The 11883-nt window shown below is 67.2% G+C and carries 12 protein-coding genes; 6 read left to right on the top strand and 6 right to left on the bottom strand.

Annotation, left to right across the window (positions count from 1 at the left end):
* Positions 1-70 precede the first annotated feature (70 nt).
* On the bottom strand, positions 71-400 hold the full coding sequence (locus ABDW21_RS14155) for a YnfA family protein (RefSeq protein ID WP_343601153.1): 330 nt from the start codon (positions 398-400) through the stop codon (positions 71-73).
* Positions 401-767: 367 nt separating this feature from the next.
* Here ABDW21_RS14155 and ABDW21_RS14150 point away from each other — a divergent pair, with 367 nt between their 5' ends.
* From ABDW21_RS14150 to ABDW21_RS14140, 3 genes are read left to right on the top strand one after another with little or no spacing between them, the layout of a single operon-like run.
* Positions 768-1856, top strand: a complete 1089-nt coding sequence (locus ABDW21_RS14150; RefSeq protein WP_343601154.1) for a phenazine antibiotic biosynthesis protein — start codon at positions 768-770, stop codon at positions 1854-1856.
* A 2-nt stretch (positions 1857-1858) separates the two neighbouring features.
* The gene (locus ABDW21_RS14145) at positions 1859-3241 is read left to right on the top strand and encodes an aldehyde dehydrogenase family protein (RefSeq protein ID WP_343601152.1); all 1383 of its coding nucleotides are present in this window, start codon (positions 1859-1861) and stop codon (positions 3239-3241) included.
* Positions 3242-3300: 59 nt separating this feature from the next.
* Positions 3301-4035 (top strand): methyltransferase domain-containing protein, encoded by a 735-nt coding sequence (locus ABDW21_RS14140; protein ID WP_343601151.1) that lies wholly within the window; start codon positions 3301-3303, stop codon positions 4033-4035.
* Between the two features lie 67 nt (positions 4036-4102).
* Here ABDW21_RS14140 and ABDW21_RS14135 read toward each other — a convergent pair whose 3' ends face one another.
* Together ABDW21_RS14135 and ABDW21_RS14130 are read right to left on the bottom strand one after the other, a co-directional pair.
* Positions 4103-4741 (bottom strand): hypothetical protein, encoded by a 639-nt coding sequence (locus ABDW21_RS14135; protein ID WP_343601150.1) that lies wholly within the window; start codon positions 4739-4741, stop codon positions 4103-4105.
* Positions 4742-4776: 35 nt separating this feature from the next.
* Positions 4777-5085 carry a metal-sensitive transcriptional regulator gene (locus tag ABDW21_RS14130; RefSeq protein ID WP_343601149.1) on the bottom strand — a complete coding sequence of 103 codons (309 nt, stop codon included), beginning with the start codon at positions 5083-5085 and terminating at the stop codon, positions 4777-4779.
* Positions 5086-5183: 98 nt separating this feature from the next.
* On the opposite strand from ABDW21_RS14130, the gene ABDW21_RS14125 reads away from it, so the two are divergent.
* Together ABDW21_RS14125 and ABDW21_RS14120 are read left to right on the top strand one after the other, a co-directional pair.
* Entirely contained in the window at positions 5184-5612 is a 429-nt protein-coding gene (locus ABDW21_RS14125; protein WP_343601148.1) for an MmpS family transport accessory protein, read from the top strand.
* Complete coding sequence (locus ABDW21_RS14120; protein WP_343601147.1) at positions 5609-8545, top strand: MMPL family transporter; 2937 nt, start codon at positions 5609-5611, stop codon at positions 8543-8545. The genes ABDW21_RS14125 and ABDW21_RS14120 overlap by 4 nt, the downstream gene beginning before the upstream one ends.
* A gap of 188 nt (positions 8546-8733) precedes the next feature.
* On the opposite strand, the gene ABDW21_RS14115 is transcribed toward ABDW21_RS14120, so the two are convergent.
* From ABDW21_RS14115 to ABDW21_RS14105, 3 genes are all read right to left on the bottom strand, one after another.
* Positions 8734-10032, bottom strand: coding sequence for a DUF2786 domain-containing protein (locus tag ABDW21_RS14115; protein ID WP_343601146.1), 1299 nt, complete (start codon positions 10030-10032; stop codon positions 8734-8736).
* 91 nt (positions 10033-10123) lie between these two features.
* Positions 10124-10546, bottom strand: coding sequence for a type II toxin-antitoxin system VapC family toxin (locus ABDW21_RS14110; RefSeq protein ID WP_343601145.1), 423 nt, complete (start codon positions 10544-10546; stop codon positions 10124-10126).
* Positions 10530-10775 (bottom strand): AbrB/MazE/SpoVT family DNA-binding domain-containing protein, encoded by a 246-nt coding sequence (locus ABDW21_RS14105; RefSeq protein ID WP_343601144.1) that lies wholly within the window; start codon positions 10773-10775, stop codon positions 10530-10532. The genes ABDW21_RS14110 and ABDW21_RS14105 overlap by 17 nt, the downstream gene beginning before the upstream one ends.
* Before the next feature lie 790 nt (positions 10776-11565).
* Between ABDW21_RS14105 and ABDW21_RS14100 the strand changes: the two genes are divergently transcribed.
* A complete protein-coding gene (locus tag ABDW21_RS14100; protein ID WP_343710594.1) occupies positions 11566-11718 on the top strand; it encodes a hypothetical protein in 153 nt (50 codons plus the stop codon).
* The last annotated feature ends 165 nt before the right edge of the window (positions 11719-11883 follow it).

The raw sequence follows: 11883 nt of genomic DNA, 5'->3' as shown, positions 1-11883 counted from the left end.
AGAAATCACACCAATCCGCGTCACCAGCCAATCCTGGCTGGTCAACACCCAAAAATATGGGAGACACGCCCTAGCCGCGCGGCGCATACATGATGACCGTTACCCCGGCCAGGCAGACCAATGCGCCGATGACATCCCACCGGTCAGGCCTAAATCCGTCGAAGGCCACGCCCCAGGCCAGCGAGCCGGCCACGAACACGCCGCCGTAGGCGGCCAGGATCCGGCCGAAATGCGCGTCGGGTTGCAATGTGGCGACAAACCCGTACAACCCCAGTGCGATCACCCCGGCGCCGACCCAGGCAACCCCGCGGTGCTCGCGCACCCCCTGCCACACCAGCCAGGCGCCACCGATCTCTGCGACCGCGGCCACCACGAATAACAGAAGCGAACGCAGCACCATAGTGGGTGACCCTACGGAAGCCGACCCGAGCGATGGGCGCCGCCCGCTGCCCGGAGCAGACCCCACGAGCTGTCGTCATCGGTTCGTCGATGCCTCCGTGGCTTTCACCCACGACGTCGCCGACGGCATGCACGGCGCGATCATCCGCGCCACCCAGCCCGGAAGGCCGGTCGGCGACTGAACCGACACAGAGCTGATTCGCATCCCGTCGCACGCGTCGCCGGGCTGCAGATGTCGTCGCGAAGAACAGAGCCGCTACGCCGCGTGAACGGCGATTGAAAAGGCCGACCCGGATTGCGGATTCGGCGTCGCAGGATTGCCCGGCGGGTGCGGGCGCGACAGGATCGCAGACATGACCGACGCCGACATGACCGACGCCGACCTGTCGCTGCTGGACGTGCCGCGGTCGGCGCCGCCGCCGGACCCGCACGCCTACCTACGCGCCGCGATCGCCTGGCACTTCGGCCCGGAAACCGGATCCCCGTTCTGGTTACGCACAGCCGCCACACTCGACTTCGACCCGCTCTCCGACGTCACCACGTTCAGCGATCTTCGCCTGTTTCCCAACCTCGTCAACGAATTGCGCACTGTCGCGGTCGAGGATCTGATTCCCCGCGGCTACGGCTCGCCGCCGCCGCTGCCGCAGATCTTCGAATCCGGCGGCAGCACCGGAGCCCCGAAAAGGACGGCGCAGATGCCGGATTGGGTCGAGCAGGTGGTGCGCTGGCAAACCGAGGATTTCGCCGACGGCGGCTTCCTGGTGGGCCGCGGCCTGCTGTGCCTGATGCCCAGCGGGCCGCACGGCGTGGGCTACTTCTCGCGGCTGGTCGCCCACCGGCTCGGCTCGCTGTTCTACCCCGTCGACCTGGATCCCCGCTGGGTGAAGAAGATCGCCGCCCGCGACGCCGACGTGTCGGCCTACGTCAACCACGTCGTGGCGCAGGCGATGTTCGTGCTGCGCACCCAGGATGTGGCCAACCTGCACACCACTCCCCCGCTGCTGGCCGCCATGGCCCGCGACGACGCCGTGGTCGACGCGGTCAACCGCACGATCCGCTACGCGCTGCTCAGCGGCGCGCACGTCGACGTCGACACCCTCGACCTGCTCCGCGGCATCTTCCCAAAGACGACGATCACCATGGCCTACGGCAGCACCATGATTCTCTCCCAAGCCATCACCCGCATCGACGACGGCGGCTCGTTCGTCTTCGACGCGCGCACACCGTACGTGGTGTTCTGGGTGGTCGACCCCGACACCGGCGCGCCGGTGCCCTACGGGCAACGCGGCCAGGTGGTGATGAACCACGTCAGCAAGGGCATGTTCGTGCCGAACAACCTGGAACGAGACAGCGCGATCCGGATGCCCTGCCCCGCGGGACACGTCGGCGATTCGCTCGGCGCGGTGCGGCCGGTACCGGTGTTCGACGGCGAGGCCGTCGTCGAGGGAGTCTACTGAGCGTGACGGACACCGCGGCACCGGTTGACCTGGACGTGCTCGGTCCCGGCGGCGCATACCGGACACGCCTTCGAGAAATCCTCACCAGCACCGCGGGTGTGCCGCTCGCCGAGCTCAGCGTCGCACCGCCGCTGTACGTCGGACGCACCATCAGCGCTGCGCGCGCGGTGCGGCCGTTACCCACCGTCGCGCGAGCAGCCGCGCTGGCCCGCGCCGCCGGCATGTTCACCTCCGCAGTCATCGCAGGCCTGGATTTCGAGAGCTATGTCGTTGCGGCGAGCCGGGTTTCGGGTGTGCCCGTCGCAGTGACCCGCGCGGGGGCGCGCTGTGTGGCCGACGCCGTCGCCGCTGCGTTCGACGCGGTGGCAGCAGCCCGGCCCCTGGGCGCGGCGCTGAACCGACGCGCGGGTCCCGACGGCGGCGCGCCAGCGGTGTGGGTACGGCGCGGCGACGTGTTCGGCGTGCTGGCCTCGGGTAACGGCCCGGGTGTGCACACGGTGTGGCCGCAGGCGCTCGCGCTGGGCTACCGGGTCGCCGTGCGCCCCTCACGCCGCGAGCCGTTCACCGCGCACCGGCTGGTACAGGCCCTGCGCAACAACGGTTTTCGCGCCGAGGACGTGGCGTACCTGCCGACCGACCATGCCGGGGCCGACGAGATCACCCGGTCGGCCGACCTGGCCATGGTGTACGGCGGCCCGGACGTCGTCGACAAATACGCGCGCCGGCCAGAGGTTTTCGTCAACGGCCCCGGTCGTAGCAAGATCCTGGTGACCGCCGACCAGGATTGGCGCGCATACCTCGACGTGATCGTCGACTCGGTCGCCGGGTTGGGCGGTACGGCATGCGTCAACGCCAGCGCGGTGCTCTACGAGGGTGATCCGGCGCCGCTCGCCAACGCCCTCGCCGAACGGCTGGCAAGCATCCCCGCGCTGCCGATCGAGGACGAGCGCGCGCTCCTGCCCACCCAACCCGTCGCGAAGGCCAGGGAGTTGGCGGCATATCTCGCGGCGAAGGCCGTCGGCGCCACAGCGGTACTGGGCGTCGACCGGGTGGTCGCCGACCTGGGGGACGGCTCCGCGGCACTGCGTCCCGCCGTGCACCTGTTGGCCGGGCCGGACACCGCCACGCTCAACGTCGAGTTGCCGTTTCCGTGCGTGTGGGTGTCGCCGTGGTCGCGCGGCGACGGGACCGGCCCGCTGCGGCATTCGCTGGTGGTCAGCGCGATCACCGGCGACGAAGACCTGATCGACGACCTGCTGGCCGAGCCGACCGTCGCCAACGTCTACCGCGGCCGCTGCCCGACCCACCACACCGCGCCCGACATGCCCCACGACGGCTACCTGGCGGACTTCCTGATGCGCACCAAGGGTTTCGGCTGCGGCTGACGTGCCGCGGCCACACCGGTAGACTCGGGGCTCGCGATCTTCGGGCGGAAGGAACCCGCATGGCAGACACGGCCGCGTTGTCCCCGGCGTTGCGCAGAGCGCTGGACCTGTTCGCCGAGCCGCCGGCAGAACCCGACGTGCGCAACGGCTATCTCGACCTGCTGCCACCGGGCGGCGACGCCCGCGTACCGACGAACGCCGGCGCGATCCAGGCGGTGTGGGCCTCGACGGTCGGCGCGATGCTCTACGACGGCGCCCAGGCGTTCTCGCGTAGGGTGTCACGGCTGTTGCGGCCGCCCATTGAGTGGCTGAACATCCCGGCGGGTGGGATCGCCCTGGACGTAGGCTGCGGTCCCGGCAGCGTCACCGCGTTGCTGGCGCGCGCCGTCGGGCCCGATGGGCTGGCCCTGGGTGTGGACGTCTCCGAGCCGATGCTGGCGCGCGCGGTCCGCGCGCAATCCGGGCCGCAGGTCGCTTTCTTGCGGGCGAACGCGCAACAGCTTCCGCTGCGGGACGCGACGGTCGACGCGGTGGTCTCGATCGCCGTGCTGCAACTGATTCCGGACCCGTCGGCGGCGGTGGCGGAGATGGCCCGGGTGCTGCGACCGGGCGGACGGCTGATCCTGATGGTGCCGACCGCCGTGCGTTCCCCGCTGTGGCGGATGTTCCCGAAGATGGGGGCGCGGCTGTTCGGCGAAGACGAGCTCGGTGACACCGCGGAGGCGCACGGCTTCGTGGGCGTGCGGACCAGGAACATCAACACGATTCAGTGGGTGCGCGCGACGCGCGGGTGAGCAGTTCTGTCCGCAGCCGCGACGTCGCACAGGGTGACACGTGGGTGTCCTCGTCACCCCGGCGTGATCAGCGCGCCACGCGCGGCCGTTGCAGCTGGACGAACTGCGCGATCCCGCCCAGGGTGGCGATCGCATGGAACATCGCCGCCGTCACGTCGACGCCGGGCACCGCGGTCAGGACCGGCCCGAAGAAGGTGTTACCGGCGATCCGCACAATGGGGCTGCCGCCCGTCTCGCCGAGGGCGTCCTGTCCTGCTTGATGCGAGCTCCGCACGAGTTCGTCCAGTGCGGCGTCGCCGAGCGCGGCGAACCACGTGCCGGGCGCCGCGACCGCGGCCAGCACATGCTCGACGAGCTGGTCATCGACGCCGGCGCCGCGGTCGAAGTACCGCTTGCCGAACGCGAAGTACGCCGCACCCAAACCCGCCGAACCGTGTTCCCGGTGAATGCCGGCCATCAGCCGTCCGATGTGGCGAGAGTCGTGCATCCGCGCCTGCTGCGCGGGCGGCAATTCCCTGCCCTGGTTGAGGACCGCCAAATTCATCAGTCTCCAGTCGACGTCGAAGCGCAGTTCGCCGGCCGCCGCGTTCAGCCACTGTGCGGTGTTCCAGGAGAACGGGCACACCGGGTCAAACCACATCGTCACGTCGATTGCCTTGGCCTTCGGCGCATTGGACTCCGGTTGTGCCGTAACCGCATTCGTCATTGACCGCTTGCCTTCCTCGTGGAGAGACCGCACCGTTAGGCCAGGCTCAGAAACAGCTTTTCCAGCTCGCCGATGGTCGGGAGCGGCTCGCCGGCGGACCCTCCGGATCGGTCCAGCCGATTCCGCAGGGCTGAGGCGATGATCGTGAATCCGGCGCGGTCGAGCGCCCGTGACACCGCTGCGAGCTGAGTGACGACGTCCCCGCAGTTGCGTCCCTGCTCGATCATCGCGATGACGCCGCCGAGCTGACCGTGTGCTCGGCGCAAGCGCAGCAGGGTCGCCTCGACATCCGCGTCGCGGGGGCCCTGGTGTGGCGCGGCGGCGCCCCGGGATTTGCCAGTCACGACTTCCGTTATACCATACCCCCTATGGTATGTTCTGGTGATACCGGCGAACGCCGCCGCCGCTCGTCCACGCACGAACCCGCGAAAGGACATGCACGATGAACCTGCTCAAGCGAGTGTGGGTGCCGTTGGTCGTGGTGGTGGCGGTCGTGCTCGGCGGTATCGCCGTCGCTCGGCTGCGCGGCGCCTTCGGCGCTGAGGAGATCTTCTCCGCGACCGGCAGCAGCGCCGAGCCGCTGGCACCTTCCCACATCAAACGGGTGACATACGAGGTCTACGGGAATGCCGGCACCACCGGAAGCGTGAGCTACCTCGACGAGAACGCCCAGCCGGAACAGGCCGGCTTCACCAGCCTGCCCTGGACCTACACCATCACCACGACGGTCCCCGCGGTGCTCGCCAACGTGGTCGCGCAGGGCGACAGCGACAGCATCGGCTGCCGCATCACCGTCAACGATCGGGTCGCAGACGAACAGTCCTCAGCCGGGCACCACGCCCAAACCTCCTGCCTGGTGAAAGCCGCATGAACGCCGACACCGACGCTCGCCCGAAATTCATGCGCTTCGTCCGTAAGTTTGCGGTGCCGATCATCCTGGCATGGCTGCTGCTGACCGTCGCCGTCAACGTTCTCGTGCCGCCGATCGAGTCGGTTGCCAGAAACCACGCGGTCACCATGTCGCCGAAAGATGCGCCAGCCGAGATCGCCGCCCGGCGCATCGGTGAGAAGTTCCACGAGTCGAACTCCGACAGCATCGCGATGGTGGTGCTGGAAAGCGACACCAAACTCGGCGACGACGCCCACCGCTATTACGACAGCTTGGTCGACAAGCTGCAGGCCGACCCCGAACACGTGCAGCACGTCCAGAACGTGTGGGGCGACCCGCTGACGGCCGCCGGTGTCGAAAGCCGCGACGGCAAAGCCGCGTACGTCCAACTCAATCTGGCCGGCGACCAGGGCAGCACGTTGGGGAACGCGTCCGTCAAAGCGGTCCGCACCATCGTCGCCGATTCAGCGCCGCCGCGCGGACTCAAGGTCTACGTCACCGGCCCGGCGCCGCTGATAACCGACATGAACGAAGCCGCCGACAAAAGCATGTTCACGATGATGGGCGTCACCGGCGTGGTCATCATGATCATGCTGTTCATCGCCTACCGCTCCGTGCGCACGGTGCTGCTGATTCTCGTCATGGTCGGGTTCGAGATGGGCACGGCCCGAGGGCTCGTCGCGCTTCTGGGAAACTCCGACCTGTTGGGATTTTCGACGTTCGTCGTCGCGATGCTCTCGTCGCTGGCCATTGCGGCGGGAACGGACTACGCGATATTCCTGGTCGGCCGTTACCACGAGGCGCGCCAAGCCGGCCAAGACCGGGAAACCGCTTACTACACGATGTTTCGCGGCACCTACCACGTCATCCTGGGCTCGGGCCTGACGATTGCCGGAGCCACGTTCTGCCTGCACCTGGCGCGGCTGTCGTACTTCAAAGCGTTGGGTATTCCATCGGCTTTGGGGCTGCTCGTGGTGGTCGCAGGGGCACTGACCGCCGCGCCGGCCGTGGTCGCGGTGGCCAGCCGGTACGGCCTGCTCGATCCCCGGCGGATGATCAAGACCCGCGGGTGGCGGCGCGTCGGCACCGCTACCGTGCGCTGGCCCGGCCCGGTGTTCGCGGCCTCGTTGGCCATCGCCATCGTCGGCATCCTCGTCATGCCCACCATGAAGGTCAGCTACAACGACCGCTACTACATCCCCGGCGGCGAGCCCTCGAACGTCGGATATGCCGCTGCCGAAAGGCATTTCAGCGCCGCCACGATGAATCCCGACATCCTCATGATCGAAAGCGATCACGACATGCGCAACACCGGCGACATGATCCTGCTGGACCGGCTTTCCAAAGATATTTTTCGCTCCCCGGGAATCGCGATGGTGCAAAGCATCACCCGGCCGTTGGGCGGACCGATCCAGCACACGTCGATACCGTTCCAGATCAGCGCGTCATCGATTCCGATCCAAGAGAACCTGCAGTTCATGAAAGACCGGATGCGTGACATGCTCACCATGAGCGACGATCTCGGCGCCATGATCGACTCGATGCAGCGGATGCGTGCGCTGCTGGGCCGGATGAGCGACACCACCCACCACATGCTCGGCGACATGAACGACATGAAGGTCACGCTCGACGAGATCAGAGATCATCTGGCGGACTTCGACGACGTCGCCAGGCCGGTGCGCAACTATCTGTACTGGGAACAGCACTGCTTCAACATTCCGGTCTGCTGGGCGACGCGATCGGTGTTCGAGGCGATCGACGGTGTCGACACGTTCAGCGACAACATGGAGGCGCTGCTGGCGGACGTTGGCAACATCGACGGGATTCTGCCGCAGATGATGAAGGAGTTCCCGCCGATCATCGCCGTCGCGAAGTCGATGCAGGGCAGCCTGCTGACCATGCACAGCAGCTTCTCGGGTCTGGTCGCGCAAATGTCGAAGATGACCGACACCGCGAGCGCGATGGGTCAGGCCTTCGACGCCTCCCGGAGCGGCGACTACTTCTATCTGCCGCCGGAGGCGTTCGACAACGCCGACTTTCAGCGCGGTCTGAAACTTTTCCTGTCACCCGACGGTAAGGCCGCGCGGTTCATCATCACCCACGACACCGACCCGGCAACGCCGGCGGGCATCTCTGCCGTCGAGCCCGAACTGGCCGCCGCGCATCAAGCGGTGAAGGGCAGCGCCCTGACCGACGCCAAGTTCTACCTGACTGGGACGGCAGCCATCTACCGCGACATCCAGTCGGGCTCACAGTATGACCTGCTGATCGTCGGAATCGCGGCCCTGACACTGATTTTCGCCGTGATGATAATCATCACCCGGGCTCTGGTTGCGTCGCTGGTGATCGTCGGCACGGTACTGCTGTCGCTGGGCGCGGCGTTCGGGCTCTCGGTGCTGGTCTGGCAGCACATCTTCGGGCTGGACCTGAACTGGATCGCCCCGGTGTTCGGGTTGATCATCCTGCTGGCTGTCGGCTCCGACTACAACCTGCTGCTGGTGTCGCGATTCCAGGAGGAGATCGGTGCCGGACTGAAGACCGGCATCATCCGCTCCATGGGCGAGACCGGCGGCGTCGTCACCGCGGCGGGCCTGGTCTTCGCGTTCACGATGATGTCGATGGTCGCCAGCGACCTGATCTCGATCGGCCAGGCCGGCAGCACCATCGGTCTCGGTCTGCTCTTCGACACCCTGATCGTGCGCTCACTGATGACGCCGTCGATCGCCGCGCTGCTGGGCCGCTGGTTCTGGTGGCCGATCCGAGTCCGCCCGCGCCCGGCCAGCTTTATGCGCCGGCCCGTTCCGGCCGCGCAGTCGGGTGCGTCAACGCGTTCCGACGAACTCGGCGGGAACGGCGGCGGCCCCCGGACCGCTGACGGCTTCCCGCTGACTCAATCGACACGCGACGGTGCTTGAGCCGCAGGAGATTTCGGAACTGATCGAGCCCGGTCGGAAGTAGGCAGGTCTGGGTTCTCACGATTGGCTGCATCTGCTCGTGCTCCTGAGCTGGGCCTACGAAGTTGTCTCGCGGCGTGTTCACCTCCGTTTGTCTCATGGGCAGCTACCCGTCCTACGCGTCAGACGATGTCGGTCACGCTCGCGCGCTATCCGGCGATCGAGGCGTGCACGTCGAACCGAGCCAGGTCGGCCGCTGCGCGCCCCGCACCCCAGCCCGCTCGGTTGGGCGCGGATATCGGGCGCCGCACCATCGACTGAAAGAGCCGGTCGGTGAGCTCATCGGCCGCCCGGCTACGGGCCGCCAGCACGGGAAGTAGCCGGCTGCTGTCCGCCTCGGCCGTCACCGTTGCATTCGTGGTGTCGAGTCGCTCGCCGATCCGCGTGGCGTATGCAACAAGGAACGTTTGGCGAAACGATCTCGTCCGGGTCTGGCCGCGGCTGCTGACCTGGCGGCCCGCAGCGAGCATGGCCCGGTTGGCCTGCACCAGCAGAGAGGTGGTGAGCAGCTCGACGACGTTCAGTTCGGTTTCCGCTCCGACGACCGTGACGAAGCCGAGGTTTTCCGTCCACACCGTGCGACACCGGTTGACCGAGGCCACCGCCTGCACGAGCAAGGCCTTGGCCCCGGCGTAGGGGCTTTCGATCCACATCCGCCGCGCGGCCGCTACCGGTGCCTGACCGCGGTCGTGCTCGGCAACGGCCCGGTGCAGCGAGTACCTGCTCATCAGCTCCTGAGCCTTGGTCGAGAGCGCTTCGGCCTCCTCGGGGAACTTGGTGGCCTCGGCCTTGGCCAGCAGGGCACGCACCCTGGCGAGGGCCTTCTGGTCGACGTCGCCCGCCGTGGTGGCGGAATGTTGCCACGCGCCCGGCAGAGGCAGCAGCGGTTCGAGCGCAGGAAGGGTCGCGAGCAGGGCTAGCACCCGCAGGACGACGGTCAGCGCCGCGCAGCGATCGACGGCATTCCGAGCGGCCCAGCACCACATCTGCGGCGTCCGTGCATCAGGGTCGAACCCGGATGAGATGTCGGCGAGGTCGGCGCGCCATCTCGGGTGCAGTGTCGAGACCGGATATCGCTTGGACTCGCGCAGTATCGCCTCCGCCAGGTACGCGGTGGCTGATGGTTCGAGCTTGCGCCGGGCGAGTTCGTGCAGGTCGGACGGCAACCAGCCCGCCTCCCACGCCGCCCCGATGGCATCGGCCATCGCGGTGTCAGCCGCCACGTCGAGCTCCCGTGGGAAGGCGGCGAACTGCCCCAGCAGCTCAGTGGCGTGCCATTGTGCGTCATCGTCGGGGCACGTCGCGGCCTCACGTAGGGCCACGACGAGGAGCTCGTGCAAAAGCGCGCGATCAGGCCCCGGGTCGAATTTCTTGCGGTCTCGTCCGGTGGTCGCCCGGCGCCGGTTCTTCTGCTTGGCGGCCCGCTTTTCGCGGTTGCGTCTGCTCATGCCCCGTAGTCTGGCGGAACGGTCCGACAGTCCGAGGAGGCGCGCCGACGCTCATCGAGCCGAGCCGCCGCCGAGTGCAGGCGGTCGGCCGTCAGTCCACGAACCGGTACTCCACGTCGAGTGAGCGGTAGGTGCGCTCAGCCCGACGGTCACGGGTGAGCAGCGTGCGGTGATTCGCGACGGCGGCCTGACCGACGAGGGCGTCGTAGACCGACCCGCCGACGATGTCCAGGCCGGCAAGTCGCTCGCGCAGGTCACGGGTCGCGGTTGCGTCGAGCCAACAGTCTGCCGGGAAAGCCTCCTTCAGCACCGCGGCCGCTTGGTCCGCACTCAGGCGCAGTGGAAGTGGTAGCCGGGTGAGCACCGAATACGTCTCGAACATTGCATGCCCCGCAAGGGCAGGACGACGTTGGACCACAGCTCGGCGGCAGGCCGAGTGGGCCTGGTGGGCCGGGTCGAGAGCGGCGACGGCAACGCTGGTGTCGCATGCCCAAAGGTCAGCGTTGGATGTCATCGCGCAGCCGGCGCACGTCGTCATCTGTCAGCACGGCGCCCTCGACGTTGCCGAGTAGCGGCAGCCCGTCGCTGCGATCGATCGCGCGTCGGTGCCGGCGTACGGGCTCAATCCGCAGACCAGCTCCGTCAGGAATCAGTTCCAGCTGCGTGTCCGGTGTGATTCCCAGCGCGACGCGCAGCGCCTTCGGGATCACCATTCGTCCTACAGCGTCTATCGTCACGAACATGGTGCTACTTTACCATTCTATTGGTTAAATGGGACTTTATGACCATCATGCATATTGTCACGTTTGACGTCGACGCAGCCGCGACCCGACCGGCAACATGGTCCGCTTGAGCCAGCCACGCAGCCAGTAGCGCCCTAGCCGCACCGCCCTCGTTGACCGACCTTTCGAGCGGTTTGAGGATGCTGACCCGCTTAACGCCTGGGTGGCGCTGGCAGTCTTGACACAGCCGAACGTGAGACAGTGCAGTTAGACTCGAGTGTTGTTGACCTGGCCCTTTGCGAGTTGTCTCACGACGCCGGCATCGCAGTTTGTCTCACGAAACAGTTCCGCTCCTACGGCGATGCCTGCCGCTGTGGTCCCGCCGTCCCCCGGAGAATCGGAACGTGACTAGCACGTACAGCAAGCGCTGGAGTGCCTGCGCGAGCACAGGGAAGAGATCGTCGACGGGCTCTTCGAGTACGGTGCCAGCAACCCGCGGCTGTTCGGATCAGTAGCCCAAGGCACTGCCGGGCCAGGCAGCGGCGTCGACATCCTTCTGGACCTCTCCGAAGCAGGGCCGGGTAGCCGATTGTCACGACTGTCTGGCATTCGCCTCGATCTGGGGGCAGGTGCTCCAGATGCCCGTTGACGTCGCCTATGACGGCCTGCTCAAACACCGCGTATCGGATTCGGCACGCAGGCAGGTCATCGCCTTGTGACCAGATCAGCACAGGACCGCTTGACTGACATTCAGACAGCGATCGCCAAGGTCTACGAATGCCGGTCGTCCCTGAAAGGGCAGCATTCCGACATGGCGATATCCGCGATACTTCGCGAGATCGGCATCATCGGAGAAGCGGTCAACGCCCTGCCGGAAGACATCACCGCCAAACAGCCCGAGATCGCCCGGCGCCAGATTGCGGCGATGCTTGACATCGCCGAAGAAGGCCGCCGAAACGAGTAGGCGGCTGGCGAGTGTTCGACATAGCTTCAAAGATGCACGCGGCCCGCGTGTCTCACGAACTTGGCGCGTCCGCCACGGTTCGTGAGAACCTACAAAGCTGGCTGCCTACCGCGCCATGTTGGCGAACCGCGACAGGTGCAGCTGGTGCGCGACGGTCACCGTCTT

Origin of the sequence: Mycobacterium sp., assembly GCF_039583805.1 — a bacterium.
GTDB lineage: Bacteria > Actinomycetota > Actinomycetes > Mycobacteriales > Mycobacteriaceae > Mycobacterium.
This window is presented reverse-complemented; position numbering and strand designations above follow the sequence as displayed.